Origin of the sequence: Thiohalophilus sp. (assembly GCF_046483665.1) — a bacterium.
In the GTDB taxonomy this organism is placed as follows: Bacteria; Pseudomonadota; Gammaproteobacteria; order UBA6429; family Thiohalophilaceae; genus Thiohalophilus.
Window position 1 is genome coordinate 1 of record NZ_JAWOCR010000030.1, and the last position, 15523, is coordinate 15523.

The 15523-nt window shown below is 56.8% G+C and carries 19 protein-coding genes; 3 read left to right on the forward strand and 16 right to left on the reverse strand.

All coding sequences use genetic code 11. From position 1 onward, the window contains the following. Positions 1–201 precede the first annotated feature (201 nt). From R6U90_RS07160 to R6U90_RS07185, 6 genes are all read right to left on the reverse strand, one after another. Positions 202–1098, reverse strand: coding sequence for a phospholipase A (locus tag R6U90_RS07160; protein ID WP_410351984.1), 897 nt, complete (start codon positions 1096–1098; stop codon positions 202–204). Between the two features lie 102 nt (positions 1099–1200). After that, positions 1201–2103 (reverse strand): patatin-like phospholipase family protein, encoded by a 903-nt coding sequence (locus R6U90_RS07165; RefSeq protein ID WP_410351985.1) that lies wholly within the window; start codon positions 2101–2103, stop codon positions 1201–1203. 98 nt (positions 2104–2201) lie between these two features. Further along, the gene (locus R6U90_RS07170; protein ID WP_410351986.1) at positions 2202–2429 is read right to left on the reverse strand and encodes a diguanylate cyclase domain-containing protein; all 228 of its coding nucleotides are present in this window, start codon (positions 2427–2429) and stop codon (positions 2202–2204) included. A 74-nt stretch (positions 2430–2503) separates the two neighbouring features. After that, a complete protein-coding gene (locus R6U90_RS07175; protein ID WP_410351987.1) occupies positions 2504–2671 on the reverse strand; it encodes a hypothetical protein in 168 nt (55 codons plus the stop codon). Positions 2672–2849: 178 nt separating this feature from the next. Further along, the gene (locus tag R6U90_RS07180) at positions 2850–3662 is read right to left on the reverse strand and encodes a DUF2189 domain-containing protein (RefSeq protein ID WP_410351988.1); all 813 of its coding nucleotides are present in this window, start codon (positions 3660–3662) and stop codon (positions 2850–2852) included. A 450-nt stretch (positions 3663–4112) separates the two neighbouring features. Continuing rightward, positions 4113–4469, reverse strand: coding sequence for a TusE/DsrC/DsvC family sulfur relay protein (locus tag R6U90_RS07185; protein WP_410351989.1), 357 nt, complete (start codon positions 4467–4469; stop codon positions 4113–4115). A gap of 478 nt (positions 4470–4947) precedes the next feature. Here R6U90_RS07185 and R6U90_RS07190 point away from each other — a divergent pair, with 478 nt between their 5' ends. Beyond that, positions 4948–6138 carry a GGDEF domain-containing protein gene (locus R6U90_RS07190; protein WP_410351990.1) on the forward strand — a complete coding sequence of 397 codons (1191 nt, stop codon included), beginning with the start codon at positions 4948–4950 and terminating at the stop codon, positions 6136–6138. A 92-nt stretch (positions 6139–6230) separates the two neighbouring features. Here R6U90_RS07190 and R6U90_RS07195 read toward each other — a convergent pair whose 3' ends face one another. From R6U90_RS07195 to R6U90_RS07220, 6 genes are all read right to left on the reverse strand, one after another. After that, positions 6231–6452 carry a hypothetical protein gene (locus tag R6U90_RS07195; RefSeq protein ID WP_410351991.1) on the reverse strand — a complete coding sequence of 74 codons (222 nt, stop codon included), beginning with the start codon at positions 6450–6452 and terminating at the stop codon, positions 6231–6233. Between the two features lie 78 nt (positions 6453–6530). Next, a complete protein-coding gene (locus R6U90_RS07200) occupies positions 6531–6758 on the reverse strand; it encodes a hypothetical protein (protein WP_410351992.1) in 228 nt (75 codons plus the stop codon). Between the two features lie 246 nt (positions 6759–7004). After that, entirely contained in the window at positions 7005–7694 is a 690-nt protein-coding gene (locus R6U90_RS07205; RefSeq protein ID WP_410351993.1) for a DUF2459 domain-containing protein, read from the reverse strand. Positions 7695–8035: 341 nt separating this feature from the next. Beyond that, positions 8036–8461, reverse strand: coding sequence for a DUF3617 domain-containing protein (locus R6U90_RS07210; RefSeq protein WP_410351994.1), 426 nt, complete (start codon positions 8459–8461; stop codon positions 8036–8038). A 39-nt stretch (positions 8462–8500) separates the two neighbouring features. Next, complete coding sequence (locus tag R6U90_RS07215; protein ID WP_410351995.1) at positions 8501–8740, reverse strand: DUF2007 domain-containing protein; 240 nt, start codon at positions 8738–8740, stop codon at positions 8501–8503. Further along, the gene (locus tag R6U90_RS07220) at positions 8740–9144 is read right to left on the reverse strand and encodes a phosphate-starvation-inducible protein PsiE (RefSeq protein ID WP_410351996.1); all 405 of its coding nucleotides are present in this window, start codon (positions 9142–9144) and stop codon (positions 8740–8742) included. The genes R6U90_RS07215 and R6U90_RS07220 overlap by 1 nt, the downstream gene beginning before the upstream one ends. Positions 9145–9804: 660 nt before the next feature. On the opposite strand from R6U90_RS07220, the gene katG reads away from it, so the two are divergent. Together katG and R6U90_RS07230 are read left to right on the forward strand one after the other, a co-directional pair. Continuing rightward, the gene (gene katG / locus R6U90_RS07225) at positions 9805–11964 is read left to right on the forward strand and encodes a catalase/peroxidase HPI (protein ID WP_410351997.1); all 2160 of its coding nucleotides are present in this window, start codon (positions 9805–9807) and stop codon (positions 11962–11964) included. A gap of 174 nt (positions 11965–12138) precedes the next feature. Further along, positions 12139–12738 carry a glutathione S-transferase family protein gene (locus tag R6U90_RS07230; RefSeq protein WP_410351998.1) on the forward strand — a complete coding sequence of 200 codons (600 nt, stop codon included), beginning with the start codon at positions 12139–12141 and terminating at the stop codon, positions 12736–12738. A 136-nt stretch (positions 12739–12874) separates the two neighbouring features. Here the strand turns inward: R6U90_RS07230 and R6U90_RS07235 are convergent, their stop codons facing one another. From R6U90_RS07235 to R6U90_RS07250, 4 genes are all read right to left on the reverse strand, one after another. Further along, positions 12875–13495, reverse strand: a complete 621-nt coding sequence (locus tag R6U90_RS07235; RefSeq protein WP_410351999.1) for a DsbA family protein — start codon at positions 13493–13495, stop codon at positions 12875–12877. 14 nt (positions 13496–13509) lie between these two features. Next, positions 13510–14331, reverse strand: coding sequence for a cobalamin-binding protein (locus R6U90_RS07240; RefSeq protein ID WP_410352000.1), 822 nt, complete (start codon positions 14329–14331; stop codon positions 13510–13512). Between the two features lie 5 nt (positions 14332–14336). Beyond that, positions 14337–14567: a cysteine-rich CWC family protein gene (locus tag R6U90_RS07245; protein WP_410352001.1), complete on the reverse strand. Its 231-nt coding sequence runs from the start codon at positions 14565–14567 to the stop codon at positions 14337–14339. 240 nt (positions 14568–14807) lie between these two features. Further along, positions 14808–15386, reverse strand: a complete 579-nt coding sequence (locus tag R6U90_RS07250; RefSeq protein WP_410352002.1) for a hypothetical protein — start codon at positions 15384–15386, stop codon at positions 14808–14810. Between the last annotated feature and the right edge of the window lie 137 nt (positions 15387–15523).

Below are 15523 nucleotides of genomic sequence, written 5' to 3' on the forward strand. Positions count from 1 at the left end.
GTTCTGAGTTCTGAGTTCTGAGTTCTGAGTTCTGAGTTCTGAGTTCTGAGTTCTGAGTTCTGAGTTCTGAGTTCTGAGTTCTGAGTTCTGAGTTCTGAGTTCTGAGTTCTGAGTTCTGAGTTCTGAGTCACGCAGGCTATCGCCAGCGTGACCTATGTCAGCTATTCCTCGTCACTCGTACCTTGTCCCTCGGCACTGTTTTTAAAGCCAGTCCGTCAGCGCAATGCCGATCCCGATGCGTTTTACTCTGGCGTTATAGTCGATCAGGCTCTCGCCGTAACCGTCGAAGTACTGAATAAACCACTTGGCCCGGCGGCTCATGGGAAAACTCCAGTTCAGCTCGAGCGCGCCCCGGTTGTCCGCATCGAGATTGTTGCGCAGCATCAATGACACAGTGTGCCGTTGGTTGGCATAGGCCATCCGGAGTTCGCCATTGCCCAGGTAATGCTCGATGTCCGGATTATCATCGAATTGCTCCGCCGTCTGAACCCGGTACCACGGTTTAAAGTCCAGATAGAAATTCCCGCGCTCGAAGATAAACCGGGCGTACACCCGATTCCAGCTGCGGGACTTGCTGCCGCTCTGTCCGTTGGATTGATGACTGAGACCGAGAATATTCAGCTTGTTGGTGAAACCGAATATCTGCCAGTCATTTTGCATGGTCGCAAACAGTTCCGGCTCATGATTGGCTTCGCGAAACGGCTGTGAGTTGTCATCGTTAAATGCCTGCCAGTAGGATTGGTTGGTGTAGGCAGCATATAACGTGATGCGATCGTCAAATATCTCGTCCGTTAACGGCATTTTTATACTGATCTGGAATTTAACTTCAGGCTCTTCAATAACGCCGTCCTGTTGCGGGTCAAATGGTGTCTGATTGGGCTTGCTATTATAGGTCAGCGGCAACAGATAATTGGGTTTGTGCGGGGTCAGAACAAAAGGCTGATAGCGGGTATCCTGCTCGATACGCAGCCGCTTATCCAGTGGCGAAACCGGATTATCCGTCTTCTCCTGCGCGATCACTATAGCCGGCAACAGGCTGCCCACCAACAGCAACCCCGGGGATAACCATTGACGCAAAATAAAATCACCTGGGTCCATGCTGAGTCCTGCATCTATTCCCGGCGTTCGCCAGCCGGGGATTCAGGGAAACGGCCTGCTTGCACGGCAAGGAAATGCTGATAATCATTCATAGCAACAGGTTCAGCCCCGCCGAATGTCCGACAACGCCCGTTCGGCCCGCTCGTAGCCCAGGTCAATCATTTCCTGAGCCCGATGAAACTCAAAAATACCGCAGGCATTCACCGGAATCTCGATCAGATATTCCGGATTATAAGCGGCAATGCGAAAACGGGCGATACTGTTTTGCATCGCCTCGATGGAGCGGGAAACGATATCGAACACATCGATCTCCGGCTCCAGTTTATCGCTCAGGCCCAGCTTGTCCTGCAGTCCTTCGATAAACTGACCAATGGCACGACGATAAGCGTTTTTATCATCAGTTTGCAATTCAGGTCCGGTGTCTGTTTGTTCAAGCTCTTCTTCGCTACGCCCGCTGAGACTGACTGCCACCGTTATTGCAGTACTGTCATGCAAGGTCGGCGCCACCGGCACCGGGTTAAGCAGCCCGCCGTCGACCAGCAGGAGACCATCACGTCTGACCGGAGTAAAGATCGTCGGGATGGCGATCGAGGCGCGAAGAGCCTCGAACAGGGATCCGCGATTCAACCAGACCTCGCGCCCGTGCTCGATATCGGTGGCCACCGCGGTAAAAGTGATAGGCAGATCCTCAATATTCACATCCCCCAACATGTCCTCAAGCTTGCCCATGACTCGCTCGCCACTGAACAGGCCACTGCGGCTGAAGGCAAAATCGAGCAGACGCACCACATCATATTTGCTCAACTGGGTAACCCATTCCTCGTACAGTTCCAGTTTACCGGCGGCATAAATTCCGCCGATCAAACCACCCATCGACGAACCGGCAATCGCCCGGATGTGATAATCGCTGTTTTTCTCCAGCCAGCGAATCACGCCAATCTGCGCCAGTCCACGCGCACCGCCGCTACCCAGTACCAGAGAAAGTTCTCGCTCGCTGTGACTCATACTCTCACCTGTCCGTGTTCAAACTGTCAGTTTTATCGCCGCCAGACATCAGCAGGCCGTTGTGTTATCCCACACAGCCGCATCATGCGCCAGGATGCTTATAAAATACAGCCCCGATCGCGTCCGCTGCGCTTGGCCTCGTACATCGCCTCGTCCGCCCTGGAGAGAAAGCGATCGGCATCATCCTCGCGCTGCAATTCGGTCACCCCGAAGCGGGCAGTCTGCTTCCACTCCAGCGGCTCTATCTGCATTGCCTTGAGCGCCTCCCGCATGCGCTCGGCCATGGTCGCTGCGCCTTCACGCCCGGGTTCCAACAGCGAGATCATGAATTCCTCGGCCAGCGTAACGAGTCAGAAAATCACCGTCACGAATACCCTTCTGCAAGGTATGTGCAAGGCTATCAGTCCCTCATCTCCCGCAGCTGGCTGATGAGGAAACAGTCAAACTGCTTGCGATAGAAAAAATGCAGCGTGCTGACCAGCACGATAACCTTATAGTCGCAGGGAATCGCACCCGAGCAGGGATAGCCGGTAACCGTCTGCAACGCGCCCCGGAAGATCGCCAGCAAGTCGATCGCAAGGAGACAAGGGTCATCATCTCTTTTTCAGTCTCAGAATATCGAAGTCCTGTTCACTGACACCCTGACGGGCTCGCCTCTACATCATGCACAGGGAAACTGGACTGTTTACTATCAACAATCACAAACGTTACAGCACCGGGTGTAGTGACTTGATTGTATCGAACGTTCACTCCCCGGCTTGAACCGTCACGGCATTTTGTGGCCAGGCCGAAGCATCGATGGTTTCCTGATAGGCGTGCCAGGTGGCGTGACCGACTACCGGCATCCCCAGCGCCAGTCCCAGCAATCCTGTCGCAAAACCGGCCAGCAGGATCGCCACGATCAACGCTGCCCAGAGCAACATGGCCGGTTTATTGCGCAGGACCGCGTTGACACTGGTCAATACCGCTGTGACCGTATCGGCGCGACGATCCAGTAACATCGGCAGGGAGAAGGCGCTGGCGCAAAAGACCACGGCAGCAAAGATCGTCCCCACCGCCGACCCCACACCGAGAAACAGGGCAAAATCGGCCAGTTCCGGGTCGGCATCCACCGGAAAAAAGATATGCACCATGGAAGCGGCCCGCGCCCAGACCAGAAACACCACCAGCAGAATCACCGCGAACACGAGCAAGTTGCCCAGATGCCGGTGTCCCTCGCGCAGACAATAGCCCAGCACCGGCCGGCGCCCGGACTGCAACTGACGGCTGATGGAATAGAGTCCCACCGCCAGCACCGGCCCAATGAAAATAAACCCCGACAGCATCGCCAGTAACAGATAAATACTGCCGTAATGCCAGGCAACCGCACTGATAAGATAACTGATCAACAGCAGTGCCGCGCCATAACTGAGGCTCGGTCCCGGCGCCCGGCGCAGATCCCGCCAGCCCAGTTTCAACCAGCGTAACGGGGCTCCGGTATCCAGCTCGCGGCACGGCGCGACAAACGGCAGTTCGTCCGGGCTCATCTCGGATTCTTCGGGGGAAGGTGTCGAAGTCATACCTGTCTCCTTACCGTGGAGAAAACCGGGTTTTGCTGTTATTTGATCTTTAATACCGGAGCCTGGCGGAGCCGGTAATGCGCTAGCGGACGCCAATGCAATATGAGCGCAACCTGCTGCTCTCGTCAACCGCCTGTCAAAACCATAACGGAGATACACGCTGCCGTCAGCGATTTCACCTGTGCTCCCACTTTTTCTGACCGACGCAAGCCGGTGGCTTGCCGGCCCTGCACCGCACTGGCCGGACCTTCGGCCTTGCCCATAGCGGGGGTGCTTCTGCTAACCCGTTACGCTCGGCTCAGATGCCTGCGTATAGAAAAAATCACCCGATATCCCTGATAATAGCCGTTAGGTGCGAAACCAGCCGATTCTGAACGCAAACCGCCCCCTGCGCTGAGGTGGCGCAGGGGGCGGTTAACACGGGCCGACCGCAAGCGGTCGGGTTCGGTATTATTGCACCGAACCGAAGTGCGGATCGGTGACATCGGCCGGGGAGGGAACTCCGGCGATGCGGGTTCCCTGATTGACCGGACCGTCGGGAAACAGTTGATACAACCAGCGCGAACCGCCCTCATCCTCAAATCGTTCATTGAGTGCCTCGGTCAGTTCCCGGGCATGCTTCAACTGACCATTGTTCTCGTAATGCACCCGCAAAAACTTGATCACTTTCCAGTGGTCGTCGGTCAGGTCTATGCCCAGCTCTGTGGCTGTTGATTCGGCCTGTTGCTCGTTCCAGGCACGGAATTGCTCCATTCCCTCATCATCATGAATGCCAAGCACATTTTCGCGTTTTTCTTTATTGCTCATGTCTTTCATCAACCTGTCTCCTTGCGTGTACATCATTCGGGGAAGCCCATTCGGGTCGTTCTCGGTAAATGTAATGGTGCTTCCTGATTTAAGTCTAGTTCAAATTGGTATTACCGCTAATCCTAATACTTGCAGGAATTGGCGCATTGATAAATCTTAATGCCAAATCCGCACAGGGCAAAAACCAGGTAGCGCGCCCTCCGGCTGGCCGATGGCACTGTCAGTATTGGCCGGGCAATAACCATACTAAAAGAAATGTTATAAATCGGGCCCCCGTGCCCCGACACGATAGCCGATTCCAGACAAAAAAAACGCTTCCCCGTTTTACCCGCCATCTGGAGGCTTTATCGACGGATTGTGTATTACCACCCGCTCAAAGCCAGGCGGGGAAAATAATCCTTACAACCACAACCAAAGGTATTATTATAATAAGTCTGTTTCAGCCTCATAAACCCGTTTTATTAAAAACCTGTATTTTATGCGTAAAAAACCGGAATCCAAGCAGATCATAATCACCAATGCCGTTGTCGTACTGCTGTTTGTTGCGATTCTGGTTTTCGTCAATATTTTCTACTTCAATCAATTGAATAGTCGTCTGTCGACGATCAACGACAATTACAACCGCAAGCTCGAAGCGCTTACCCAGATGTCGCGAATTGTGCGCGATCGTTCCCTGACCATGTTGAACATGCACCTGTCCGATGACGTCTGGCATATCGACGAGCAGTACATGCACTTTCACAAGCTTGCGCCGGAATTCATGGCGCTACGCGAACAACTCGCAAACCTGTCACTCAATTTCGACGAACAGGCCGAGCTGGAACGAAGCCTGGCCTTGATCCGTAAGACCCAGCCGTTACAGGACGACATCGTACAACGTATCTACAATGGCAGTGACGAGCGGATTCTGCACGACATCATGCACAAAGACATGCCGATGGAAAACCGGTTGTGGCAGAGCTTCGACCGGCTTAACCAGCTGGTGCGTAATAATACTGAACAGGCTCGCCAGGCAGCCAACGTGGAGTTTAAAAACTCGCAGAGCATCATTATTTCCGTCGCGGTGGTTCTGGCAATATTCATCAGCCTGTTGATGTTCTACTCCCTGCGACGCATCGAGCGCATCGAATACCGACTGATTGATCGGACCGAACTGCTCAGCTGGGAAGCGACCCATGATCCGCTGACCAATGTCTGGAATCGCCGTTTTCTGGAACACCGCATTAACCAGCTAGTCGAGGCAGAATCTGCGCCCGAACCACAGCATGTTTTGATCTATATTGACCTGGACAATTTCAAGCCCATCAACGATACCTACGGCCATTTCCTGGGGGATAATTTTCTGCGCGCCATTGCCCGCTGCGCCGAGACCTGCATCCGCAAGAACGATACCCTGGCGCGCATCGGGGGCGATGAGTTCGCCGTACTGCTGGAAAACTGCACCCCGGAGAAAGCCGGCGCCATCGCCGAATGCATTCGCGCCAGCATCAACGACTGCAGCATCGTTCATAATGAGCAGACCATTCAAAGCGAAGGTTGCAGCATCGGCATTGCAACCTTCGATGAAAGCCTGGAGGAGGTCGATGATCTGCTCAAACAGGCCGACAACGCCTGCTACCGGGCCAAGCGCGCAGGCAAGAACCGCATAAGCCATGCTTACGACGGTTAATTGTCATGTGGTGCCAGGCCAGGCCGGTCGTTTGATTCGCCGTTGCAGCACTTCGATTATTCCAGATCCCAGAGCAGATTCAGCATCCGCGCTCATGCCGGTGCTGGCGAACCGGGCAGGCGGGACAACATCGGATGCCGGCCGGTTGCGGCGGCCCCGACATGCGTCACCCTCGCTCTGGCTATGCTCAGCGCCTGTTTCAGGTGGTGCAACTCGTCAACCTGGTGATAAATGTGAGCAATCACTTCATCCAGGCGGGCTGGCACCCGCTGGCTACCCTCATCGCCCGTGCGGCACTGCTCGCGGGTCTGCACCAGATCCCGGATCGCCTGCAGGCGGGCCAGTTCCCCGATTTTACAGGTCTCGTCCCTCGTCCGGGGAATGCTGCCGGGTTACATCCCGACCAGTTGTGCGCTATAGCCGCTGGACTCGACCTGACCGAGCAGGCGGGCGGTATCGGCCACATCCGCATCATAGCTGACCAGCAGCAGATGGGGCTTGTCCTCGCTGAAGCGCGGCGCGATGACCCCCTCGACCTGACGCAGCTGATCTTCCAGCGCGCCCCGTTCGGCGGCGGGCAGGGTTTCGTTCACATGGATCATGATATCGGCCAGTTGCATGGTCTCGCCTCCTTCGCATCGATTGGATCTAATCTTAACGCTAGTTCAGATCATTTCGAACAGCAATGCCAGCTGGCTCCGGTCCTCCACCGAAAAACGGCCTGTATAACAGGCCGTTAATCTCCTCCACGAAAGCGGCGACGCAGCGCACACCCGGGCCCGGTGATCCAGAGCGCCTGAGCGATAGCGCCGGCCGCGTACTGGAAATCCCGCGACCAGGGACCGCCCCATATCGGTGACGGACACTCAGTCTTTTGTTTCTGTCCCCTGTCTCTCGCCGCAGGTCGAGGCAACATTGTCGAGCAGGCGGTCGACGGTGATATTGAAGGCCGGGGTAACAGGACAGCCAGCAGCCCGCAGTGCTCGCGCGGTCCAGACGTTACAGGTATTGAAAAGATGATACGTATCGCGGGACGGATAAAAACGACTTTCGCCGTAGAGACCGGGTTGAAGCGCCGTGGCTGAACCGTTATCACGGGCAAAACGGGCATCGAGGTACCGGCACATCCGTGCAAATCCGTCACGGGAGAGTTCGAGGTAGATGATCTCGCTATGCGGGAAGTAGTCTGTCACCGGCTCACTGAACCCGACCAGATGCAGCACACTGGAAGTCGGCCACAACCCGGCCTTGAGAAGATGACCGCGGTGGGAATCCCAACGCGTGTAGTAATCGCGATCGCCCCAGCCGATCTCCAGATATCGTGCGTCGGGAAAGTCCGCCTGCTCGGGCAACAGCCCTGCCGGGATCGCCTCGCGCTCGATCACGATTCCCGCATGCCAGCCGTGACTGACCAGGTAGATCGGGATTACCGGTTCCCCCTCGCCAGGCGGAAACAGCCCCTCGGGTGGCGCGGCGCAGGCGCCCAGCCACAACACAAACGCCCACGGCGAAAGCCACACCCGGCCCCGCTGTCGCGTTTTCGATATACCGCCCATTAATCCAGCATATCATCATCACCCTCGTTCACCCACTGTAGGGTGGAACAAGCGTAGCGCTTACACCAGAAAGCTGGCAAAACTGTCAGAGGGACTTTCGGGAAATAACGCAGAGGAGCGGCTCGCGGGGTGCAGGGCGTATTTGTCTTTGCGACCACTCAGAGCTGACAGTATTTTTCCGCATCTTTGCGAACGCCGCGATAAAATCGATGGTCGGTATACGAAACACTCAGTGCCTCACCACCCTCCTGCCCGAAGAGCCTGGCAGGAGTACTCGCAACCCATCCTGCAATGATGTCTCGTCAGACCCCACCCGAAAAGAAACAAAAGGAACCAGACAATCAGCAGGATCCGACGCGTTTCCCCTCAAAGGTATTGCGCATCTGCATCTCACCGATCGGACCCGCCTGAATATTCATCTCGAACCAGCCCTGCGTGGTGGTTCTGTTGAAATTGACCTCGCCCTGACCGCTGGAAGCGCCGTGTTCGCCCCGGCACTGAATATCCCAGGCAACCCGGTTCGCACTTTCGTGGGTAGTGGTAAAGTTGCATCCCTGTCCCATGTCGTTTGGTTTGAAATCGATCTCATCGCCCTCCACGCACTGGCGTTTGGTTTGCGGCTCGCGTTGCATCATCTGCGCCATCTCTTTCGGCACGCCGCTCAGTTCCATTTTATAGGTCATCTCCCACAGACCCGGCTGGATGTTATAATCGGCCGCGAGCAGCTGAAAATTGAGCAGCAGCAAGCCCAGTATCGACAGCGTCATCCCTGTATGCCTTATTTTTTGTTTGCCTGATCCAGACACCTAAACCTCCTCATTCTCTCCGATTTGAAATTCACCGTTCTCGTAACGCTCGATAATCCGCAAGGCCGCCGACTCGTCCTCGTCGTCCACGCTCAGTTTGATATGGCCCATTGGGATCAGTACGCCGATACCGCCCTGCAGATATTCGCCGTTGACGTAAGTGTCGATACCCTGCGATTCGAGCAATCCTCTGACCAGGTTGCCCTCAATATAGTCATTGGCGTTGTAGATGATCACCATCAGCCGCTGCTGTCCGACTCGTAGGGATAGCGCAAATGACCGAAGCGAATCACCAGCACGGTCAGCGCAATAATCAAAGCCGAGCCGGCCACCGCCAGCATGCGCCAGTCTTCCAGGGCTTTCATGTCCAGCACCAGGTAGCGGGCCAGGGCAATGATGGCGATATACAGGGGAATCCGGATCGGCAGCTTGCCGGACTTGAGATAGATGCCGGCCATCGCCAGCACCTCCAGGTAGATGAACATCAGCAACAAATCCGCCAGCGTTACTGCACGGGCATCGACCATCACGCCGATCTCGATGCCAAAGGCGATCACCGTGGCCACGGCGATCAGCACCAGGCCCAGTGCCTGCAGCATATCCAGCGATTCGCCCATCTTCAGCTTGATGCCGCGTAGCTCCATACTTCTCTCCCTGTTTTGATCTTCAGTGGCGGTCGATGCCGACTCTCCGGACAAACCGACCTGACTTGATTATGCTATTTGTCTGAGTGAGTTCCAATGCCGATATGGCGGCCACTTCCTCGCTGACACGCAAACCCTGTTTCTCACCGCCACACCCCGGCCCGGCGGAGCAGGAACGATGGGCGGCCGGCGTCAGTAAGCCTTTGCTCTGTAACTTGATCGGACTAATGCGCCTCATCCTGGCGCGTGACACCCGGGCCATCGCCACGCTCTCCTGCTGCAACCATCCTCAGACCCGAAAAGATCAGAGATTGTCTGCAGGACAATAACCCGCATTTTTACACGTATATACCCGCTTGCGATTATTTTTTGTTAACTGATTTTAATCAATGGATTTAGACTGAATCCAAACTACACTGAAGTACAAGGCTGAGAAAGTGTCAGCGAGACAACGCCAATGACGCTGTCATGCCCGCAGGTAAACCCGTAACTGTGTTCGCCGTTGAATTAAATCGCGAGCAAACCATTTGTCCACACGATAGCCAGACACTATCGCGGACATCGGAACAAACGATTTTTTCCGATTCAGGTTCTTACCTAGAGTTCAAAGTATCTCCGGTAAACGGGGAAATATGACACGCCAAATATATGGAGAAGACGATGGATGACATAACCAAATGCCCGGTAATGCACGGCGCGGCCACTGAAACCGGCCAGTCGAACATGGAATGGTGGCCCAAAGCCCTGAACCTCGACATTTTGCATCAGCACGATACCAGGCCCGACCCGATGGGCCCGGACTTCAACTATCGCGAAGAGGTGAAAAAACTCGACTTCGACGCACTCAAAAAAGACCTGCATGCCCTGATGAAAGAGAGCCAGGCCTGGTGGCCGGCAGACTGGGGCCACTATGGCGGTCTGATGATCCGCATGTCCTGGCATGCGGCCGGCTCCTATCGTGTCGCGGATGGCCGCGGCGGCGCCGGCACCGGCAATCAGCGCTTTGCGCCGATCAACTCCTGGCCGGACAACGCCAACCTGGACAAGGCCCGTCGTCTGCTCTGGCCGATCAAGAAAAAGTACGGCAACAAGATCAGCTGGGCGGACCTGATTACCTACGCGGGGACCATCGCCTATGAATCCATGGGCCTGAAAACCTTCGGCTTCGGTTTCGGCCGTGAAGATATCTGGCACCCGGAAAAGGACACCTACTGGGGGTCAGAGAAGGAATGGCTCGCCCCCAGCGATAACCCCAACAGCCGCTATTCCGGCGAGCGGGATCTGGAAAACCCGCTGGCCGCGGTCATGATGGGCCTCATTTACGTGAATCCCGAAGGCGTGGACGGCAACCCGGATCCGCTCAAGACCGCCCATGATGTGCGCGTCACCTTCGAGCGCATGGCCATGAACGACGAGGAAACCGTGGCCCTGACCGCCGGCGGCCATACCGTGGGCAAGTGTCACGGTAACGGCGACGCCGCCCTCCTCGGCCCCGAACCCGAAGCCGCCGATGTGGAAGAACAGGGCCTGGGCTGGAACAACCATACCCGGCGCGGCATCGGCCGTGACACCGTCACCAGTGGTATCGAAGGGGCCTGGACCTCCAACCCGACCGTGTTCGACTCGGGTTACTTCGACATGCTGCTGGATCACGAGTGGGAATCCCGCAAGAGCCCGGCCGGGGCCTGGCAGTGGGAACCGGTGGATATCAGGGAGGAAGACCGACCAGTGGATGTCGAGGATATGACCACCCGCTACAACCCGATCATGACCGACGCGGATATGGCCATGAAGATGGATCCCGAATATCGCAAAATTCTGGAGAAATTCCGCGCCGACCCCGACGCCTTCAAGGACGCTTTCGCGCGGGCCTGGTTCAAGCTGACCCACCGCGACATGGGTCCCCGGGATCGCTACATCGGCCCCGACGTGCCCACTGAAGAGCTGATCTGGCAGGACCCGGTACCGGCCGGCAACAGCGATTACGATGTGCAGGCCGTGAAGGATAAAATTGCCGCCAGCGATCTCAGCATCAGCGAAATGGTCGCCACCGCCTGGGACAGCGCCCGCACCTTCCGCGGTTCGGACATGCGCGGCGGCGCCAACGGCGCACGCATTCGCCTGGCCCCGCAGAAGGACTGGGAAGGTAATGAGCCCAAGCGGCTTAACAAGGTGCTGGGTGTGCTGGAACCCCTTGCCAAAGAGAGCGGCGCCAGCATCGCCGATGTGATCGTGCTGGCCGGTAACGTCGGCGTCGAACAGGCCGCCAGTGCCGCCGGTGTTGAGGTGAGCGTACCCTTCTCCCCCGGGCGCGGCGATGCCACCGACGCGATGACCGATGCGGATTCCTTCGAGTATCTGGAACCCGTCCATGACGGCTATCGCAACTGGCTGAAAAAGGACTATGTGGTCAGTGCCGAAGAACTGATGCTGGATCGCACCCAGCTGATGGGCCTCACCGCCCCCGAGATGACCGTACTGGTCGGCGGCATGCGCATGCTGGACACCAACCACGGCGGGACAAAGCACGGGGTGTTCACCGACCGCGAAGGGACGTTGAGCAATGACTTTTTCGTCAACCTGACCGACATGAACAACACCTGGAAGCCGGCCGGCAAGGGCCTGTACGAAGTCCGCGACCGGGCAACCGACAAGCTCAAATGGACCGCCAGCCGCGTGGATCTGGTGTTCGGCTCCAACGCCATCCTGCGCGCCTACGCCGAAGTCTATGCCCAGGACGACAACCAGGAGAAATTCGTCAACGACTTCGTCAAGGCCTGGAGCAAGGTGATGGACGCGGACCGTTTCGACCTGGTCTGAAACGGGACATAACCTGAAGCAACAAGGTGTCAGAGATACGACCCTCTGGCACCTTTTTTTATTTCAGACAGATCCGCTGCGCAGGATCCACCTGCGCACTTATTTTGCGTTTAACCTCCCTACTAAACTGAGCCCGGTCCACACTTCCCGGTGCTTATAACAAGGAACAGTCCCATGACCGGCCTGAAACTCTACGACTTCGATCGCTCCGGCAACTGCTACAAGATCCGCCTGCTCCTGGCCATGCTGGGGCTGTATTACGAGCGCATCCCGACCGACAGCAGCGTTGGTGAAACCCAGACCCCCGAGTTCAAACGCCTTAACCCGCGCGGGCAGATCCCCGTGCTACAGGATGGCGAGACGCTGATCTGGGATTCCATGGCGATCCTGGTTTACCTGGCGCGACGCTACGGCGACGAGCACTGGCTGCCCACCGACGCCCTGGGCGAGGCGCATGTGATGCAATGGCTCGCCGTGTCGGAAAACGAACTGCTCTACGGCCTGGCCCGCGCCCGGGTCGCTCTGCGCTTCAACAAGCCCTTCGATCTGGAACAGTGCCACCGCGATGCCAAACCGGGGCTCGAAACACTGGAGCAGCACCTGGAAGACAACGACTGGCTGGCGGCAGACCACCTGACCATTGCCGACATCGCCTGCTACCCCTACGTCGCCCTCGCCGAGGAAGGCGACGTCTCCCTGGCAGAATACCCGGCAATCCGCGCCTGGCTGCAACGGGTTGAAGCCGAACCCGGCTGGGTCCCGATGGTGGAATAACGCGCCGCGCAACAGATTACCGAAAACCCGACTCCCCGTGTCGCCACAATCAAGGCGCCACGCGACGGTTCCGGGTTTTCCCGATTCTGCAGCCGGTCCATTGAACCCGTAAAGCGTCCAATGGCAAAACATCGCATCACGCCGCCAGCAATGCCTCGATCTGCTGCAGATTGGCATCGACATCGGTATAACTGTGTCGGATGAAATGGATCTGATCACCGATCGTCAGTACCACGCCGGGATAACCGCGCACACCCAGTGACTCTGCCAGCGTCATCTCTTCCTGCAGCTGGCGTTCGATATCTTCCGAGTGAATACGTTCGATAAATGTCTCGCGCGGGATCCCCAGCTCCTCGCCCAGATCATACAAGCTGGCATAGTCCGACGGATTGCCCGCCTCCTGGTAATAAAAACGCTGGATACGTTCGTACAGGGCCACTTCCCGGCCGTACTCCCGTGCCACCAGCGTCGCCCGGCAAGAGGGCCAGGTGGAACGCACCGGCGTGTTTTGCGTCCAGAATTCAAAGTTGAATTCCACCCCGCACTGTTCGCTGATCCGATGCCAGGTCTTTTGCAGATAGTCACACACTTCCGGCTCCATCGGCTCGTCCGAATCCGGCGCCAGCCCGCCCGCCACATAAACAACATCCACTTTATCCTTCAGTGCCGCTTTCACCTGCGACCAGACCGGCCGAAAGCCCCAGCACCAGCTGCACATGGGATCATAGATGTAATATAACGTGGCACTGGCGGACATAAGCATTGCTTCCGTTACAAAGTGGCGGTTCGACCGACCGGATTCGTGGCCCACTGGTGGATGATCGCCGACAGCTGCGCCAGACCATCGGACAACGCGGCCGGGCCGGGCTGTAATATCAACGGCGATTTGATCTCGTATAACTGATTGTCCCGCACCGCCGGGATCCGATCCCAGCCGGGACGTTCGGCCACCGTGGCCGGCTGAAACTTCTTGCCGCACCACGAACCGATGATGATTTCCGGCTGTTGTTCAATCACTTCATTATCATCGGCAATGATGCGCCGTTTGGCGTCGGGATGTTGCGCCCGATCCGCACAGACATCCTCGCCGCCGGCGATGGCGATCAACTCCGACACCCAGCGAATGCCCGAGATCATCGGCTCGTCCCACTCCTCGAAATAGACCCGCGGCCGGCGTGACAGCGAAGCCGCCTGTTCCCGGGCCTGCTCGATGTTCGCGACCAGCTCGTCGATCAGCGCCTGCGCCTTCTGTCCGGCGCCGACCATGTTACCCAGCAGCAGGATGTTATCCAGGATCTCGTTCACCCCGCGCTGGTTGGTGATCAGCACCTGCACACCCTCGCGGATCAACCCGGCGGCGATGTCCGCCTGCAGATCCGAAAAGCCCACCACCAGGTCCGGTTCCAGTTCCAGGATCTTGTCCAGCTTCGCCGTGGTAAACGCCGCCACCTTCGGCTTCTCTTTACGCGCCTGCGGCGGGCGCACGGTAAACCCCGAGATGCCCACGATCCGATCCTGTTCACCCAACCGATACAGAATCTCCGTCGGCTCCTCGGTCAGGCAGACGATCCGCTGCGGCAATTTGCCCTGCATGGCCGTTACGACTTGCTCAACGCCCGGATCCTGCGGGCGTGCTGCAGTTCGTTATACTCCCCGCGCACCGCCAGCAAACAGCGACTGCACAGACAATCCTCGTACTGTTCGTTGATATACTCCAGCTGCTCGGTGCTCAGCACCACCGTCTGGCACTGACACAACATGATCGAGCCGGACTTGCATTCAAAGTGCGTGTTGCAACGCGCGCATTCTTTGGTTTCATGTTTAGGCATCTTCGACCTCTTTAAAATAGAGCCTTCCATGGCGATGCGGCATATTATTTTTATTCCCGCAACTCTCCCGTTGAGCACTGATAGAACCGTTGATACTTCACTCTTTCTTTAAACAGGCATTTCTATCCCCCAAAAAAACAGGATTTCCAAGCCTCTATACGGGTGATAAAACTGCATAATTTATTACCAAATCATGAACTTGCATTGGTCCGACCCCGCCATTAGACCCGCCATTAAAAGCTACCGGTCTTGCTGATTGACTCCGGTTCCGGCATCGCCGGTATCAAGAATCGGTGCATCGATATCCAGATCCCAGCGGGTCTCGACCAGGTCGCTCCGGCCGGCGAAACGAAACCGGATGCGGTCGCCGTCGAATCGATAACCCTGCAAAATCTCCTCCTCGGCAAAGTGCCCGTTGAGCGTGTTCGCCTGGTTCTGCCGAACAATCGCATGGGTCATGACTGCATAACCATACAGTTCCTGGTCTGACTCGTACCGTGAACCCCGATACTGCAACTCCAGCGTGGCATAGGGATACCAGTTCCACTTGCTGCTGTCCGGGCTGCCCTTGTTCATCAGCACCATCAATGCGCTGCCACGGGCGATCCGACGCTTTTCATCAGCGCTGAGCCGGGTCGGCAACAGGTAAATAGTTAATTTATCCAGCCGCTCATCCAGCACCGCCACCGAATCGACAACCGGCATCCGCGTCCCGGCCTTCTCAACAAAACCCTGCGCCGCCAGCCCCGCACCGGCCAGCGCCCACAACAACAACGCCGTCACAAGGCGCCCCTTACCGGCATGTTTCAATAACAGCATGTCTGAAAACCTCTCTGTACGATAAAATCAAAACCGTCCCTGGCCATGCGGATTATTATTTTGAGTCCCGCAACTCTCCCGTTGAGCACTGAATGAAAATGAGAATCGTTTGTCAGCGAACCCTTTTACGTCGCCTT